The organism is bacterium, assembly GCA_024226335.1.
GTDB lineage: Bacteria > Myxococcota_A > UBA9160 > SZUA-336 > SZUA-336 > JAAELY01.
In genome coordinates, this window is the sequence record JAAELY010000435.1 from 1 (window position 1) to 17,189 (window position 17,189).

At 62.3% G+C, this 17,189-nt stretch carries 15 protein-coding genes; 7 read left to right on the forward strand and 8 right to left on the reverse strand.

From position 1 onward, the window contains the following. Positions 1-291 (forward strand): BCCT family transporter (locus tag GY725_20880; protein ID MCP4006641.1); only part of this gene is annotated, 291 nt, incomplete at its 5' end. 223 nt (positions 292-514) lie between these two features. On the opposite strand, the gene GY725_20885 is transcribed toward GY725_20880, so the two are convergent. The 4 genes from GY725_20885 to GY725_20900 all read right to left on the reverse strand — a co-directional run bounded on the left by GY725_20885 (position 515) and on the right by GY725_20900 (position 6,482). After that, positions 515-3,598, reverse strand: coding sequence for a DUF3427 domain-containing protein (locus tag GY725_20885; GenBank protein ID MCP4006642.1), 3,084 nt, complete (start codon positions 3,596-3,598; stop codon positions 515-517). Between the two features lie 387 nt (positions 3,599-3,985). Then, positions 3,986-4,609 (reverse strand): hypothetical protein, encoded by a 624-nt coding sequence (locus tag GY725_20890; protein MCP4006643.1) that lies wholly within the window; start codon positions 4,607-4,609, stop codon positions 3,986-3,988. Between the two features lie 715 nt (positions 4,610-5,324). Next, positions 5,325-6,008 carry a hypothetical protein gene (locus tag GY725_20895; protein ID MCP4006644.1) on the reverse strand — a complete coding sequence of 228 codons (684 nt, stop codon included), beginning with the start codon at positions 6,006-6,008 and terminating at the stop codon, positions 5,325-5,327. Between the two features lie 18 nt (positions 6,009-6,026). Then, entirely contained in the window at positions 6,027-6,482 is a 456-nt protein-coding gene (locus tag GY725_20900) for a selenoprotein B glycine/betaine/sarcosine/D-proline reductase (GenBank protein ID MCP4006645.1), read from the reverse strand. A gap of 178 nt (positions 6,483-6,660) precedes the next feature. Between GY725_20900 and GY725_20905 the strand changes: the two genes are divergently transcribed. Beyond that, on the forward strand, positions 6,661-7,113 hold the full coding sequence (locus tag GY725_20905) for a nuclear transport factor 2 family protein (GenBank protein ID MCP4006646.1): 453 nt from the start codon (positions 6,661-6,663) through the stop codon (positions 7,111-7,113). A gap of 22 nt (positions 7,114-7,135) precedes the next feature. On the opposite strand, the gene yghU is transcribed toward GY725_20905, so the two are convergent. Continuing rightward, positions 7,136-7,996 (reverse strand): glutathione-dependent disulfide-bond oxidoreductase, encoded by an 861-nt coding sequence (gene yghU / locus GY725_20910; GenBank protein ID MCP4006647.1) that lies wholly within the window; start codon positions 7,994-7,996, stop codon positions 7,136-7,138. An 84-nt stretch (positions 7,997-8,080) separates the two neighbouring features. On the opposite strand from yghU, the gene GY725_20915 reads away from it, so the two are divergent. Together GY725_20915 and GY725_20920 are read left to right on the forward strand one after the other, a co-directional pair. Then, positions 8,081-10,114, forward strand: coding sequence for a DUF3604 domain-containing protein (locus GY725_20915; GenBank protein MCP4006648.1), 2,034 nt, complete (start codon positions 8,081-8,083; stop codon positions 10,112-10,114). A gap of 23 nt (positions 10,115-10,137) precedes the next feature. Beyond that, positions 10,138-10,632, forward strand: coding sequence for a hypothetical protein (locus GY725_20920; GenBank protein MCP4006649.1), 495 nt, complete (start codon positions 10,138-10,140; stop codon positions 10,630-10,632). 14 nt (positions 10,633-10,646) lie between these two features. Here GY725_20920 and GY725_20925 read toward each other — a convergent pair whose 3' ends face one another. Beyond that, a complete protein-coding gene (locus GY725_20925; protein MCP4006650.1) occupies positions 10,647-11,327 on the reverse strand; it encodes a tetratricopeptide repeat protein in 681 nt (226 codons plus the stop codon). Between the two features lie 204 nt (positions 11,328-11,531). Between GY725_20925 and GY725_20930 the strand changes: the two genes are divergently transcribed. Further along, positions 11,532-11,999: a hypothetical protein gene (locus GY725_20930; GenBank protein MCP4006651.1), complete on the forward strand. Its 468-nt coding sequence runs from the start codon at positions 11,532-11,534 to the stop codon at positions 11,997-11,999. A gap of 58 nt (positions 12,000-12,057) precedes the next feature. Beyond that, positions 12,058-12,870: an alpha/beta hydrolase gene (locus GY725_20935; protein MCP4006652.1), complete on the forward strand. Its 813-nt coding sequence runs from the start codon at positions 12,058-12,060 to the stop codon at positions 12,868-12,870. Positions 12,871-12,909: 39 nt separating this feature from the next. On the opposite strand, the gene GY725_20940 is transcribed toward GY725_20935, so the two are convergent. Both GY725_20940 and GY725_20945 read right to left on the reverse strand, forming a co-directional pair. Next, on the reverse strand, positions 12,910-13,443 hold the full coding sequence (locus GY725_20940) for a DUF1854 domain-containing protein (GenBank protein MCP4006653.1): 534 nt from the start codon (positions 13,441-13,443) through the stop codon (positions 12,910-12,912). Positions 13,444-13,461: 18 nt separating this feature from the next. Then, the gene (locus GY725_20945; GenBank protein MCP4006654.1) at positions 13,462-15,753 is read right to left on the reverse strand and encodes an ABC transporter ATP-binding protein; all 2,292 of its coding nucleotides are present in this window, start codon (positions 15,751-15,753) and stop codon (positions 13,462-13,464) included. Between the two features lie 359 nt (positions 15,754-16,112). Here GY725_20945 and GY725_20950 point away from each other — a divergent pair. Then, a partial coding sequence (locus GY725_20950; GenBank protein ID MCP4006655.1) for a serine hydrolase occupies positions 16,113-17,189 on the forward strand: 1,077 nt, incomplete at its 3' end.

Below are 17,189 nucleotides of genomic sequence, written 5' to 3' on the forward strand. Positions count from 1 at the left end.
GAAGTCGTCCTGGCTCTGACCGCGATCGCAGCGTTCTTGCTCTTCACCTGGCTGATCACATCGCTCGACTCGGCAACCCTGGTCATCGGCCATCTTCTCGGGACCCCCGAAAGCGCAAAACACCAGGCGCTCTGGGGCATGATCCTCGCGGTCGTGACATCAGTGCTCATCGCGGTAGGCGGAGTAGCCGCACTACAAGCCGCCTCGATCATCGTGGGACTACCCCTCGCAGGCGTGACGATATTGATCGGCGCCGGGCTTGTCAGGATGCTTTACACCGCGAAGCTTTAGTGTGGATTGGGCAGGGTGGGCATCGAATCTGTTGTGCAATTTTCGCCGGTGGCGTTGTGCCCTTGCAGGTGTCTGAACCTGCTGGCGCTTCTTGTCTGTCTTCCTGGTTCAAGGCCAGGAGGCGCCGCCACGCAAGGCGTTGGGAGTGCAGTAGGTCAAGTGGTGATTCAGGGTTTGACTAGAGCATTCGGACTTTCCGCTAGTCTTCCCGCTCTGGCTTGGCCTATGCAACCGCAGCCGCAAAGGAAGCAAAGACGTCACCTGGCAACGGATGCTTCAGTTTCCACGTGACCGCCATCGGATCTCCATCCTTATGCTCGACGTAGGTGGCGGGACCCAAGAACCAAAAAGCTCGATCGTCTTGGCGAAGCCTTGCGAAAAGCATGATCGAGGAGCCTTGCGTCTCGTGATTCTCGTACCTGCCCCGGGTCTCCTGCCCAGCTCCGGTTTGGCTCTCCCAATGGATGAGAGTTGTGCTGATTGCGTAGTCCTTATAGCGCGTGGTCGGCGAGAACTGGCCGCTGGTCTTGTCGAGGGTAAACGCGAGCAAATCCGCTTTTTCCTCTGGCAACCAGTAGACGCCTTCCCGCCATGTTTGCACCTTGGCCGTTTTCTGCGCTCGAAACGCCCCAAGAATCTCTAACCGTGTATACCGCGCGTGGACCTGCAGCGGCACGTGCGAATTGTCCGTCAGCGAGAAGTGCTGGTGATCGACGCGTCCGGCGAGGACGTCGAGGAGTTCGGTCAACTCGCTTCGCACCTGGGGGTGTCTCCAGAGGAGATCTAGTCCCTCACGAAGTGTCTGCCTTTTTGATAAGGCCTGATCACAGACTGAGGCTACGAGCATCCGAGCTAATCGTGAGCGACTCGAACCAGGATCGGACACATTCGGCGGCGCTGAAGCCGCAAGGATCTCTCGATAGCCGTCCAAGCGGACCGCATCGTCTATGTGGAGCAGGCGCCCGCAGGCCCTCCGAAGCACAGGTTCTTCCGGACCATTTGCCAACACCGAAAGACCGGCGGCCTCTTTCAAGTCTGACCATCCTCTCCTGTCGCCGTAAACGTCTTCCAGATCCAGTCCCGACTCATCGAGAAAGCCCGAGAGCGATTCCACTCCTTTATCGGCAATCTGTTTGAGTTCCACCGCCTTTGCAGTCCACTTCTCCGGAACTGCTCCCTTGATGCTTCGCAGAACAATGTCGCGTGCCTTGCGCTCGAGCTCCATATGACAGCCGGCAGGAAGAAACGGGAATCCCCCCTCAACTTGCTTCTGGACGTCCTTTCGTGTTCCGCCTAGGAGTGCCCGAAGTCGGCGGTCAAATCGAAACTCCCGGCGATGTTGGCCGATGAAGTCGAGCACGAGGCACACGTACTTATCCTTCGACTTTCGGAGACCGCGGCCGAGCTGCTGCAAGAACAGCGTCGGACTATCTGTGGGCCGCAAGAGCAGCAGAGTGTCGACGTCGGGTAGGTCGATACCTTCGTTGAATAGATCGACCGAGAACAAGATTCGGATCTCGCCTCGTCTCAGATCCTTCAGAGCTTGTTGTCTTTCGTTCTGCGGGCTGTCTCCCCAAACAGCAGCGGATGGGACGCCAAGCTCATTGAAGACACGCGACATGAATCTCGCATGGTCTACGCTGACGCAGAAGCCGAGCGCTCGCATTTCCGACAGATCATCAACGCGTTGCGAAAGTTGGTCGAGGACAAGCCGAGCCCAGATGTCGTTTCCGGTGTAGACGTTTGACAATCCGTCCAGATCGTATCCACGCCCTCGCTTCCACGGAACCTGTGTCAGGTCGACTCCATCGTGCACTCCGTAGTAGACGAACGGCACTAGACGGTGCTGATCAATGGCGTCCCAGAGCCGAAGCTCGGCTGCGATCCTGCCGTCGAACCAGTCGAGGATCGGAAGGCCATCTGCTCGCTCTGGAGTCGCGGTAAGCCCCAGGAGTTCTACCGGTGCGACGTGTTCCAGAAGTGTCTTGTAGGACTTGGCAGCGGCATGATGGAACTCGTCAACCACAACTACGTCGAAGTGGTCCGGTTTGACGTTACCGAGCCCTGTTCGCGTCAGGCTTTGGATGGAGGCAAAGACGTTCTCCCATTGTGACGGAACCTTGCCTCCAACCCAGAGTTCGCCGAATTCCTGGTCTCGCAGCACCTGAGCATAGGTCGCCATACTCTGCGACAAGATCTCCTCTCTGTGCGCAACGAAAAGAAGCCGCGCCCGCTTCATTCTCTTGCGAAGTCCAGCGTAGTCGATGGCAGCCATCACCGTCTTGCCCGTTCCCGTAGCGCTGACGAGGAGGTTGCGATGGCGGCCCGCCTCCCGCGCCACCTCGATCTGTTCTAACAGCCGCTCCTGAAAGGGATAGGGCCGTACTTCTAACGGCGATAGCAGCGGCCTTTTTGGCCCATCCCGTGTCGCCGTCTGCCGATCGAACTCCGAGGAAGAGAAGGGTTCAAAGTCGCCTCCTTCCCAATAGGCTTCGAAGACGGCGCCAATCTTCTCGATGACTCCCGGGTTGCGGACTCCCGACACACGCACGTTCCACTCTAGACCTGCGACTTGCGCGGAATGTGTGAGATTAGAAGAACCGACGTAGGCTGTGGACACACCTCCACTCCGCTGAAACAGCCACGCTTTCGCGTGCAGGCGAGTCGATTTTGTATCGTACGAGACCCGGACCTTCGCACCGAGGGACTCGAGCTTCTCGAGGGCCTCTTTCTCGGTGGAACCGGTGTACGTTGTGGTGAGGATCCTCAGGTCTCGTCCTTGCGCGCAGTGCTTTCGAAAGGCTTCGAGAAATGGCTGAATGCCACTTCGGCGAACGAATGCCATGACGACGTCGATGCGCTGCGCGGTGGAGATCTCAGTCTTGATCTGATGACCGACACGCGGCTCTCCCGGCGCGTTCGTGAGCAGGGTCGTGTCGAGCAAAGGGATTAGGGGGCTTTCGACCTGCTCTAGGGAACCGTTGGGGAGCTTCGCAACGAGAGCCCGTAGCACGCTTCCTTCGGCCACGGGCTTCCCGGGTCGAATCTCATCGCGATCTAGCTCCTTTGCGATTGTCTCGATGAGGCCTCGCGCGAGGGCAATGCCCCGCGCAACCCGTTCTTTCTCAGGGAGTCCATCTACGCTCCGCTCCACGAGTCGTGCGAAATGAAACGCGAGGCGATCTCCAACGTCGGCCGCCCGCAAGGGTTCTCGAATAGGGGTAAGTGCGGCATCGAGTTCTTCGAGTTCGGAGAGGAGCCCATCATCGATCAGCTGCTCAAAGACTCCGCGCTCTAACCTGCTCATCCGCCCAGGCTATACGCGATGCAGGCCGAAGTCGAGATGGCAGGTGTGGGCTAGCGGGCACCCAACCTCCGAAAGATCACTGTTACTGGCGGGAATAGGCTGGTGTGCTTACAGATTCGCATCGGATCCACGACGCGGGAGTTCGCTAGAACTCGCGCGCGACTGACTGCGCGAGCGGAATCCCACCCTTTTTGCAGCCCGCGTCGATCCAGGGTGGGCATAGCGTATGAAAATCTGACCTGATCTCCCTTCGAGTTTCGCGATTCCGCAAAGAGGAGTTTCAGGAGATCAAGTCAAGTTCTTCTCGGTTGGACCCTTGATGCTCGTGGCACCGCTGTGTTTACGAGAGGTGAACCAGAAGCTGAAAATCGGCTGATTCGGAATGAACTATGGGAGCGGTAGAGAGGGTGATCTGAAGACCCCACCGAGATCTGGCTCTCGGTGCCAACGGATGAACTCCGAAGCCAGCTCCGACTCTCCAACAAGGGGTGAGCGAATTGGTTGGCCGTGATGGGCTCGGATGCGGTCGGTCGTTTCATCTGTACCGGTAAACTCTGCAGAAACCAGCACGCGGCGGTCGTCGGTCAGACTCCAGGCCCCGGCGTCAAGTAGCTTGTGCAGCGTGGGTTCCAATGCAATTCCGTTGCGGACAATGTCGGGACCATCGTAGGCGTGCCATTGTACGTGAGCGGCCTCGCATCCAAAGTAGCTTCCGCTGAGTGCTGCTCGGAATCCGGTTACCGCACAACGATACTCATACGCCCGAAGGACTGATTCCCTGAAACGAGGGTCTCGGAGACGGCGCTTGTTCGTTCCCGATGGCCGCTCACCAACGTGAGTTGTTGATTCGAACTGGAGTTCTACCGCGGCAAGGATGTCGTCGTGAACTGATCGAGGAAAGTGCCTCTCGAGGAGCAACTCAACGGTTTCTTGGGCGAGCGCTGGATCCGCTAATAGTTGATCGGCCACGTCATCGGGAAGGTGTCCCGAAGAAGCACGTAGTGCAGCCATGGTTGGGAATCCGCTCGCCTGTCTTTCCATGGATGATGCGTCGTCCACTTCCCAGAGTCCGTCGCTAGACAGGTGCCAATAGGGGAGTTCGGGTTGATGTCTTCCGGAAACCGGTGGTGCAAAGGCCGCCAACAACGGTCTTAGAACAGTTTCGACTCTCGCGAATTCCAGCCGACGCCGACCCTGGAGCAGTTCGGAGATGGCGAGGAGCAACAGGAGTGGCTTGTGCGGAGCGCGACGCTCACCTCTCCGATACGTCCGCAGACGGTCAATCTTCCTGAGGATATCGGCGGTGTAGTAGCTCATCTTGCTGCAAGAGGCGTCAACGGGGGGGCTGTTCCTGTTGGTTCGTCGCTGAGCCACCCGCGGACGCCGCGAGGCTGGAAGCTGACAGGCTACTGGATTCCGAGTCTCGTCGGCACCTCACCTCACGGGAAGAGAGGAGCCACGATGGGCTCTTTCCTTCCGGTCAGTTCCCGGCCCACTCCCACACTAAATCCATCACACCGTCTCCAAAGCCACTCAAGCTACCCCCCCGCCCCGCAACACTCCGCACTGGCTCAAACCCCAGCCCCCACTGCTCTCGTCCATATCGAGCCCGCGTCGTACCTCAAGCATCACCGAGCGCAACCAAGGATCCTTGCTCCTTTGCTGCAGCGGCACGTAGCTGCCCGTGAACGGCGTATTCTCGCACACCCTCCACGCAAGAAGCCCGCTACGCACGTGCTCCCGGCGCCATGTAGAACCACATCGGGAAGGGCGCCTGCGCTTCCTTCATTGCGCGGCGCGCCCCCAGGATGGCTTTTCCCGCCTCGGTCTCGTCGTAGAACCAGCGCTCGCTGGCCCAGGCCCCCGGCGGGCCGTCCGCGAGTTCGACGGCGAGTTCTTCGTAGTAGGCGCGGATGTCTTGCACGACGGCCATCGGCAGCGACGGCAGGCCGGCTTCTGTCCACGGGGTTCCCTCGGCGATGCGTACGAAGCCGCCGACGGCTTCCGGGATTTCGTCGGGGCCGATGACGCGCCCGACCGAGGTGCGGCCGCTTGCGGCGAGCGCGCGATCGTAGGCGGAGCGCAGACCCTGGGCTTCGTCCACGGCGGCGGGCAGGTTCGGGTCGTAACGCGGAGGTAGAGTGCAGGCGAGCGGTGCTTCGTCCGCGCTTTCGATGGTGTCCGGGAAGTCCTCCAGCACCGGTCCGGTCGGTCGTTCGAGTAGCGCGAAGGCGTCGGCCAGGACGCGGTGCTGGTACTCGGCATCCTGCGGCTTGCCCAGCGGGCGGCCGAGTGGGAATTCGCAGTGCAGGGCGCGCGGCGGCTTCATCTTCTCTGCGACGGGTCGGATTGCGGATAGCACGACGGTGGCGAGACCGGCGGCTTCAAAGACGTGCGCGAGCGTACTCACGGTACGCGGGCACAGCGGTCAGACGGGTGTCAGCAGAACGATGTCCACACCCTCGTCGAGCATCTTGCGCGCGCATTGCGGTCCGGTGTCGTGGCGCAGCTCGGAGAGTGTGTCGGGCTGGTTGCCGGCGAAGGCGTAGTGGTGTTTCGCGACGCTGCCGATCAGCCCGCGTTCGGCCAGCTCGTGCAGGCGGTCGACCGGGTACACGACGTTGATGTCGCTCGCGAAGCCGGAGCGGTCGAAGTTCGGGCTCAGGTGTCCGAGCTTCAGGTCGCGGGCCTCGTCCGGGATCGTCTCGAAGTGGAAGTCGTCGGACTGCCAGGGGTCACCCCCTTCGCGTACGAGCGCGGCGCTCGTGACGATGGCGACCTTGGCGTCGCGCAGAGCGGGCGGCTTGGTGAATGCGGGCTCTGGAAACTCGGGCATCGGCGTGCTGGCCGCATGCTGGCGCATGGCAGCGTCGTTATCGGTCATGCTTTCCTCCAGTCGACGAGTGAGGCACCAGCATACTCGATCCGGAGTCGGGAGTGCAGCGCGTTCACGAGACGGCGATTGTCCGGGCCCTGTTGGCCGGTGAACCGGCCGACTCGCGGCGTTTCTCATCGGTCGCCAAGCCCGACCCACGGCCGCGTCCTGACGCTATGCTATCGACATGGCGGATAGCGCACGCGAGATCGAGAACCTTCTCTACACGTACGCCGAGCGGATCGACGCGGGCGATTTTTCCGGAGTGGCCGAGTTATTCCGGCACGGGCGGGTCGTTGCCTGGGCGAGCGCGGAACAGAAGGCGACTTTTGAAGGCAGCGAGCAGGTCCTGGGCATGTACCAGACCGCGACGCGTCTCTACGACGACGGCACACCGCGCACCCGGCACGTGACGACCAACGCAATCGTGAAAGCCGATGACGAGTCGGGCACCGGCGAGTCCCGAAGCTATTACACGGTCCTTCAGCAGACTGACGCGCTCGCCCTACAGCCGATCATCTGCGGTCACTACCACGATCGCTTCCGCAAGATCGACGGCCGCTGGTGGTTCGCGAGCCGCGACATATTCGTCGATCTATTCGGCGATCTCAGCCAGCATATGCTGTACGACCTGGGCTAACGGATTTCGAGGTTGCCGTCCGTCACTCAGCGCCCGACGCAATGTCCAGATCCGCCGCGCTGTGGCGCTCGGGTACGCGCTCTTCTTCGGGGCCCCAGGCCTTGTTGACGCGTCGGCCGCGTTGGACCGCGGGTCGTTCCTGAATCTCGCTCGCCCAGCGCATCACGTTCGTATACGACTTGGCCTCGAGGAATTCCTCGGCCTCGTAGATGTTGTTGAGCACGACGCTTCCGTACCAGGGATAGGTGGCCATGTCGGCGATCGTGTATTCGTCTCCGCCCAGGAATTTTCGCTCGGCCAGGTTGCGGTCGAGCACGTCGAGCTGGCGTTTCACTTCCATCGCGAAGCGATTGATGGGGTATTCGAACTTCTCGGGCGCGTAGGCGTAGAAGTGGCCGAAGCCGCCGCCCAGGTACGGGGCGCTGCCCATCTGCCAGAACAACCACGACATGCACTCTGCCCGCGCGGACGGTTCCTCGGGCAGAAACGCGCCGAACTTCTCGGCCAGGTAGACCAGAATCGCTCCGGACTCGAAGACGCGGGTCGGCGGCGACGTGCTGTGGTCGACCAGGGCCGGAATCTTGGAGTTGGGATTGGCCGCGACGAAGCCACTTCCGAACTGATTGCCCTCACCAATGTTGATGAGATAGGCGTCGTACTCGGCACCCTTCTTGCCGATCGCCAGTAGTTCCTCCAGGAGCACCGTCACCTTCACGCCGTTGGGCGTGGCAAGCGAATAGAGTTGCAGTGGGTTTTCCCCGACGGGCAGCTCCTTTTCGTGGGTGGCTCCGGCGATCGGGCGATTGATGCTGGCAAAACGCCCGCCACTCTCGGCGTCCCATTTCCAGACTTTCGGCGGCGTGTACGAAGAGGAGTCGGTCACAGGGGGTCCTTTCCAACTCTTGAGCGAGTCGTCATATACTCCCACCATAAGACAGTCGGTCGGCAGTTTTCAAAGGACGCACGCGTGATCAAGAAAATCCTGGTGGGCTCTCTGGTTTTGATTCTGGTCGCCCTGGCCGTTGGCTGGCTCACCGTTGGACGATCGCTCTACGCCATCCGCAACGCGACTTCGATCCAGACCGCTCCCGCAGACTACGATCTGCAGGATGACAGTCGGGTGCAGATCCCAGCGCCGCAGCCACAGGTGGCCTTGCCCCGCAATCCGTTCAAGAACGTCTACTGGGGCGATCTGCACGTCCACACCGAGGCGAGCTTTGACGCGACTCTGTTTGGCACCACCCTGACGGTTGAGGACGCCTACCGCTTCGCCAAAGGCGAGCAGATGCGCAGTGCCGGCGGGGAACTCATGCAGTTGTCTCGACCGCTGGACTTCGTCGCGATCACGGACCACGCCGAGAGCTTCGGCACGACCACGCGCTGTGACGACGACGACGGCCTGTCCTTCATCGAGAAGCTGAACTGTTGGATGATGACGACGCCCAATCCGTTGACGTTCATGTTGATTCGAGCGCGCGCATTGGGGGGAGATGACGGGCAGGAGTCAGACAAGACGCTACCGGCCGGCGTGTACCAGAATAAGTCTCGCAACCATCCGACCACCTCGAATCTGCCGATCTGTACGCGCGGCCAGGGTGGAGTGGCTCGATGCTATCGCGACAGCAACTCGGACTGGGCTCGCTATATCGAACTCGCCGATCGCCACAATGAGCCGGGCGTCCTGACGACCTTTGCCGCTTACGAGTATTCGCCCGTTTTGCCGGAGGCCGGGAAACACCACCGCAATGTCATCTTCAATGGTGATGATTTGCCCGATCACGCCATCTCCTTTCTCAATGTCGGTAGCGCCATCGAACTCTGGCGAGGTCTCGAAGAGGACTGCGTCGCCCCGTGTGATTTCCTGACCATCCCGCATAACATGAACAAGGGTTGGGGGTTGTTCTACAGCCGTCACACCTGGGACGGTGGAACTTACGACGAACAGGCCTGGCGCCTGCGCAAGCGACGGGAACCCCTGGCGGAGATGTATCAGGTCAAGGGTTCTTCGGAGTGCGCGCTGGGCGTGGGCGCGACCGACGAGGAATGCGCCTTCAGCCAGATCCTGCAACCGTGTGAACCGGGCCAGACGACGGGCTGCGCATTCCAGACCAGCTTCATCCGACAGGGACTGAAGATCGGCCTCCAAATGGACCGGGAACTCGGCTTCAATCCTTTTGCATTCGGCCTGATTGCGGCGACCGATACCCACAACGCGGCTCCTGGTGATGTGGAGGAGTGGGATTTTACCGGCAAGGCCGGGGCGATGACCTCTCCGGCCATTCGGCGCTTTCGCCAGGTCCGGAAACTCAAGCCCTATCAGACGCCGCTGCAGTTCCATACCTCCGGTGGCATCGCCGCTGTGTGGGCACAAGAGAACTCCCGGGACGCGATCTTCGAGGGGATGAAACGACGAGAGGCGTACGCCACATCGGGACCGCGCATCACGCTGCGCTTCTTTGCCGGATGGGGTTTCGACGAAAGCATCGTCGACGATCACGGCGCAATCGCCACAGCGACCCTGGGCGGCGTGCCGATGGGCGGGGTCCTCTATCCGGAAGACGATTGGAATGACAGCCCGACCTTCTTCGCCTGGGTGGGAGCCGATCTGATGAGCGCTCCGCTCCAGCGAGTCCAGGTGGTCAAAGGATGGATCGACGCCGACGGATCGACACACGAAAAAGTCTGGGACGTCGCCTGTTCAGACGGTCTGGAGGTCGACCCGACCACCCAGCGCTGCCCGGACAACGGCGCGTCCGTCGATCTGACGACCTGCCAGACGCTAGGCGATAAAGGTGCGGGCGAGCTGATTGCGGCCTGGAAGGACCCCGAGTTCGATCCTGACCAGGGCGCTTTCTACTACGTGCGAGCCCTGCAGAATCCGACCTGTCGCTGGTCTACCTACGACGCGATCCGCCTGGGCATGCCCCCCGATCCGCGCGTGCCCGCCAGTATTCGAGAACGCGTCTGGTCCTCCCCGATCTGGATCGATCCAAGAGGATAGGGCGGCCCGCTCGGGCGTTTCTCATGAACAAGTCGCAAATCCTCTCCGGCGATCTACTGGAATTCCTGAAAGCCGAGTTTCGGCTCGACTGGCGCGGGATTCACGGGGTGTCTCACTGGGCTCGGGTCCGCTACAACGGACTTGTGTTGGCTCGATTGCTGGGAGCCAACGCCCGGGTCGTGGAGTTGTTCGCATTCCTCCACGACCTGCGTCGTGAAAACGACAGTCGCGATCCCGAACACGGTGCGCGTGCCGCGGATCTGGTTCGGGAGATCAACGGTCGCTTCTTCGCGCTCGAACCGGCTGAGCTCAGGCTTCTGGAAATCGCCTGTCGCGAGCATACCAACGGACATCGGCGGGCCGACGTCAGCGTTCAGGTCTGTTGGGACTCCGATCGCCTGGATCTGGGTCGCGTCGGGATCCGACCGCATCCCGATCGACTCTGCACCGCTCCCGCGAAAACACCGGAAGTTCTGAAGGCCGCCTACGCGCGTAGTCTGCGCCGGCCCCGGCGCTGATCTCCGTCCCGGGCTCAGTGCATCTGCTTGCGAAGCGTCTCCCGGGTTTCGCGACACTCTTCCACGCGCTCTTCTATCTCCGCATCGTCCCGTAGGATTTCCGGATGTGCGGCCAGCAAATGTTCCAGGTGCATCAGCGAACGGCCATCATCGGGAGCGACTTCCGCGGCCACCAGGTAGGCCAGTGCCGCGTCCGCCCAGCGGCCCAGTCCTTCGAAGGCAACGCCCCAGTTCTTTGCCGCGTTGTGGCGCGAGGGGTCGTATTCGATCGCGGCCTGACAGTGCTCCAGGGCTTCGCCGTGTTCGCCCAGCTGGTTCAGGCAAAAGCCCAGGTTGTTGAGCAGCCAGTAGTGCACGTCATCGCCGTCGCTGTCCTGGTCGCAGCCGAGCCGGTAGAAATGAGCGGCGGCTTCGTAGTCACGCGCGTGCTCCATCACGCGTCCCAGCGTCAGCAACAGGCGTGCGCGCATGAGTTCCGTCTCGGCCAGATCCAGTGCCCTTTCCAGATGGGGTACGGATTCGAGCGCTCGTCCGGTCCTGCAGTACAACGCACTGAGGTCTTCGACCACGTCCGCGATTCGGAAAGATGACTTCACCAGGAAGCTGAGCAGCCTCGCTTCCTCTTTGTCGTCGGCTTCGCTGCGCACGGAAATGTATTCGGGCTGGGGGACACGGCTGACGCGACGTTGCTTCAAGGACGGACTCCTTACTGGTCTGGGGTCTGAGATGGGGTCGGGGATGAGAAGTGGAGGAGGGCGGATCGTATCAAGAGTGAGGACGATCCGGGGAACGGGTTTCGTTGTTTCATACTTAGAGTCTTTCGAGGGGCGTTTGTTCGATTTGCATCGGCTCAATCGGGCCTTTCGCGCGACGGTCTGAGTTTCGAAGCGCGGCTGCAGGTGCTGGGCAAGAGCTACTTTCGGGTGATTGCGCACGGCGGATTCGTCTACGCGCTGGCCATGCCGGGGCAGGTGTACCGCTCGCGGGACGGGCGGGTCGATTTCGAGAAGGGTCGGCTGCTCTTCAATCCGCATATGCGTCATAGCGCTCTGAAAAAACGCGGCGCCACACTGCACGTCTTCTGGACGCAGGTCGGCGAGGCACCCGAGCGCATCCTGTGTTCGACAATCGACCTCTCTGCTCCCTGGCAGGATTGGGCCCAGTCCGAGCCGATCGAGGTATTGCGCCCCGAACGCGCCTGGGAGGGCGCCGACGCAGCACTCGAGCCGTCGAGGCGCGGCGTGGCGCCCGGCCACGTGAACCAGTTGCGCGACCCGGCGATCTTCGAAGAGAACGGGCGGACCTATCTGCTCTACGCCGTCGCCGGGGAAAGCGGCATCGCCATCGCAGAACTCCACGACGCGTAAGCCGCGCACGATTGAAAACCGCCTCGCTCAGACCCGGGCGGATCGATACCATGGTTCCATGCAGCGCATGCCGACTCTGGTTCTATTCGGGGCGGCCCTCGTAGGGGTGTTCTTCATGTGGAGCCGAATCATCGATCGTATGATTTTCCAGCCCACGCCCGGGGTGGATCTGCGACCGGAGCAGGTGGGCCTGGTCGGCGAAGACGTCTTTCTCGAAACCGAAGATGGCGTGCGGATCCACGCGTTCTGGTTGCCCGCGCAGGGGGCGACGCGTGCGCTGCTATTCCTGCACGGCAACGCCGGCAACGCTTCGCATCGCCTGCCCAATGCAGCCGAACTCGTCGCCCTGGGAACCAGTGTGTTGCTGCTCGACTACCGCGGATACGGACTCAGCGAAGGGACTCCGCGAGAGGCCGGTGTGTATGCCGACGCGCGGGCCGCGCTCGCCTATCTGATGGATGAGCTCGGCTTTCCGGAGAATCGCATCGCGGTGTTTGGGCGCTCGCTCGGAGGGGCCGTGGCGGTCGACCTCGTACAGGAGCGCGGAATTGCCGGTCTGATCCTGGAGAGCACCTTCACTTCGGTGTCGGGCATGACCCGCTCGATGTTGCCGCCCGCCGCGCCCTTCCTGAATGGCCGATTCGACTCCGAGAGCAAGATCTCGAAACTGCGGGCTCCGCTGCTCTTCTTTCACGGAGACCGCGATGAGATCGTTCCCTATGTGCTCGGACAGAAGCTCTTCGAAGCCGCGCCCGAACCCAAAGCTTTCGAAACGATCGTGGGAGCGGGGCATAACGACACGACGCTCGTCGGGGGTCGGTCCTATTTCGAGCGCATCCGTCGCTTTCTGGACCAGGTGGCGCCGGGCTGAGCCTCCGCCCGCACCCCAACGCCTTCCCGGATCTGGATTTCAGTCGACAAAGGCCCAGAGCAGGCCGCGACTGTGCCGATCGAGTTCGTCGGGCTCCCTTACCAGGAAAAGATCGCCCGCTACGTCGCGAATCAAGAGTCCTCCTCCGGGTATGGGCAGGGGCCAGTCATCCCTGCGTGTTTGGAAGCGACGCTCGCCCTGTCGGGTTTGCACCTTCCACGTGCGGATCTCCACTTCTTCTTCGCATTCGTCGACCCGGAGGATCTCCAGCACGAAACCGGCCTCGACCAGCGCAAGCTCGAGGGCTTCGCGCGAGCCGGAGTCGAGCTTCGAGGGATCGGAAACCAGTGCGAACTCGTCTTCTTCTTCGTCGCGTAGCGATATCTGCGTGCCCGGATCGGACCACGGAAAGCAGCGACACACCCACACCGGTCGGGTCTGTTCGCCCTTCGTCGCCCAGAGCTGACCGTCGACCCGCCGCTGCAGATGCAGCGACGGGTGGGTGGCAAGCCGGTGATCGGCCTTCTTCACTTTTTCCGGAGTCCGGGTCTCGGTTCGTCTTTCGAGATTCATGGGTTCTTCCTTTGAAGTTCAGGCGCCGTGCGCCAGTTCGCGCTGCATGTCGTGCAGGCGCTTGTAGGTGGAGCTGGGGTCGGCCAGTAGTTCCTGATGCGTGCCGCGCTCGCTGATCCGGCCCTTTTCGATCACGAACAAGCGGTCGGCGCGGCGCAACGTCGACAGGCGATGCGCGATCGCGATCACCGTGCGGCCGGCGGTCAGTCGGTCGAGGGCTTCCTGGATGTTGCGCTCGGTTTCGGTATCGACGCTGCTGGTGGCCTCGTCGAGGATCAGGATTCGCGGGTCGGACAGGATCGCGCGCGCGATCGAAACCCGCTGGCGCTCGCCGCCGCTGAGTGTGTGGCCGCGCTCACCCACGATCGTGTCGTAGCCGTGCTCGAGTTTGCAGATGAAGTCGTGGGCGTTGGCCGCGCGCCCGGCTCGCACCACCTCCTCGGTCGTGGCGTCCGCGGCGCCGTAGCGGATGTTTTCGAGGACTGAGCCGTGGAACAGATAGGGATCCTGTAACACCATGCCCAGTTGCTGGCGGAAATGACCGCTGTCGAGATCGCGCACGTCCACGCCATCGATGCGCACCGTGCCTCCGGTCACGTCGTAGAAGCGCGCGATCAAGCTGGCGACGGTCGACTTGCCGCCGCCCGAAGGCCCGACCAGGCCGACCATCTCACCCTCCTTCACCTCGAAGGAGATGCCGCGGATCACCTGCCGCAGTCCGTCGTAGCCGAAACTCACCTTCTCGAAACTCACGTGGCCCCGGATCGGCTCCAGGCGCACCGGCTGAGATGCATCGACGACCTCGGGTTGGGTGTCCAGTACCTCGAACACGCGATGCGCAGAGCTGGTCGCGCGATTCGTTATTCGGGCCATCTGACCGATGATCTCGATCGGCGCCACGAACATCGTGGTGTAGAGCAGGAACGACACGAAGGTTCCCGAGCTGAGGGTCGGCGGTGAACCGTCGACTCCGCCCAGTAGCCGGGGCAGGGCGAAGATCCACACACCCAGCGCCATGAAGTGGATCGCCAGCATCAGCGCCGGCCAGAACTTGGTCCACAGGCGGTGGATGCGATTGAACTCGTCGGTCACGTCGTAGTTCCGGTGGCCGAAGCGCCCCTTCTCGCGTTCCTCTTGATTGAAGGCCTTCACCACGCGCATGCCCGGAATCGTGTCCGACAGCACGTCGGTCACACTCGACCATTTGCGCCAGGCGCGCAGGAAGAGCTGGTTCAGGCGCTCGCCATACAGATAGATCGCCCAGCACAGGATCGGCACGGGCAGAGTCATGACCAGACCGAGCTGCCAGTCCAGGTGGATCAGCACGATGCCCAGGCCCAGCAACATGACCAGTGAGAGCGATACATCGACGATGCCGAAGGCCAGGAATTCCCAGAGCCGGTCGGTGTCGGAGCTGACGCGAGTGATCAGGCTACCGGTCTTTTTGCGCGAGAAGAACGAGAGGGAGAGCGTGTGCAGGTGGTCGTACAGATCGGTGCGCAGGTCGCGCGCCACCCACTCGCCCAGCGTCGACATGTAGCGCAGGCGCACGAAGGCGCAGAGCTGTCGCATCAGGTACGTCAGCGCGATCGTGCCCACCGCCAGCCAGGCCACGCGCGCACCCTGGGAGCGCGGGAGCAGGCCGTCTTGGACCGGTGAGATCACCTCGTCGATCAGGTATCCCGCCAGGTACGGAGGAATCAGGCTGAAGACGGTGATCAGGGCTGCGGCCGACATGCCCAGCGCAACCTGGCGGCGGTACGGGCGAAGATAGGAGAGCAGCCGCCAGAGTACGGCCAGTTCGCGGCTGGCCACCAGGGCCTGGGCGTCGCGGATCGGCCGGGCCAGACCGTCGATGTACTCGCGATCGCCGTCGCCGGTCGGTACGGCACGCCCTTCGAGCTGCTCCTCGAGCACGAAGCGGATGTTCTCCATGGCGCGGCGCTGGCGATGCGTGTAGCGCAGGGTTGCGAGCCCCGGTTCTCCGGGCTCCCCCAGGATGCTGAGCACGCTGCACGACAGGCCGGGGGCTTCCCGCACCGCCGTTATGCGCGAGCGCGCGAAGCTGAGGATCTCCGGGTCCGTCGTTCCTTCCGGCTGTTTCACCAGCGCGACGTGCTCGGGACCCAGCGCGACCCACGTGCGGCAGAGCTGCATCGAGCCGTCCAGGTCGGCCAGTGCGTAGAGCTGGATCGGCTGACCCTGCCAGAGTTGCTCGATTCGCTGTCTCAGCTCCCGGGGCAGGCCCGCGGGCTGACCCGTGTAGCGTTGGATGATCTGGAGATCGTTCTCCTGGGCTGCTGTCGTCATCGTCCTGACCTCTTCTGCGTCCGATTTCGGGACGCTGGGCACAAAAAAACGGCCTTCTGGTTGCCCCAGAAGGCCGGATCAGGTGCAGTCCGGTCGTTATCTAGGGCTCAGTCAATCACCATCGGGGTTCCCCTCGCCATGGGCGCGCGAGCGGGTGCCAAACGCACCTCTGCCGATGGGAGTCGAACTTGCGGCATCCACGGCGGTCCGCGTGCGCCGCGGCACACCCAGGCAGAGCCCGAGGAGCTGGATCGCTCGACTCATCTTCGTTTTGTCAGGAGAATTATCATTGCGATCGAGATGCTAGGCGGAGTCCCGCCCAGAGTCAACGAAAATCAATAACGGGTATGCTATTCGGCATGACGAACACAGCCTCCAGCCCCCAGACGACGAAGCTCCTGCCGCTTCCTTCCCACCCTCGCGATCTCCCCTGGCCGACTCAGGCCTGGCCCCAGGCCCCGCTCGATCCGCGCGTCGATGCCGCGGCGCTCGAGGCCCTGCTCGATCACGCCTTTTCGGACCCGGAGCCCGACGATCTCGATCGAACCCACGGCGTGGTGATCGTTCAGCGCGGTGCGATCGTCGCTGAGCGCTACGCCCACGACGCCGGACCCGACGATGCCTTCCTCTCCTGGTCGATGGCCAAGAGCATCACCAATAGTCTGATAGGGATCCTGGTTCGCCAGGGGAAGCTCGACATCGCGCAAGCGATTCCGGTGAAGGAGTGGGCGACCGACGATCCCCGTACCCGCATCAGCATCGATCAGATGCTGCGCATGGTCGACGGACTGCGCTTCCGCGAGGCCGAGCACCTGGGTGGGGGATCCGTGCGCTACTACCCCGAGGACGAATCGGACGTCATCCCGATGCTATTTGGCGACGGCAAGAAGGACGTGGCGGCCTTCGCCGCGGGGCTTCCCTATCTGGAGGAACCCGAGGCGCGGTGGAACTACAACAGCGGCGGTAGCAATCTGCTGGCTCGCCTGGTCAGCGAGACGCTGGGGGGCGACCCGGCGCAGATGCTGGCTTTCATGAAGACCGAACTCTTCGATCGGCTGGGCATGAAGAGTGCCGATCCGCAGTTCGACCCGGCCGGGAACTTCATCGGCTCCAGCCACTGCTACTGCAGCCCGCGCGACTTCGCGCGCTTCGGCTATCTGTACCTGCGGGACGGCCTCTGGGAAAGCGAGCGGATTCTGCCCGAGGGCTGGGTCGACTACTCGCGCACGCCCTCGGCCCAGTCCGAGGGAATCTACGGCGCCCACTTCTGGGTCATCCCCGGCAGCCTCGGCATCTTCTACTGCAGCGGGATGGGCGGGCAGCGCATCCTCATCAGCCCGAAGCTCGACCTGGTGGTCGTGCGCAGTGGCAAGACCGCGCCGCACAAAGTGGCCGCGGTCGTCCAGTACTGCAAATCCCTGGTGGACCTCTTTCGC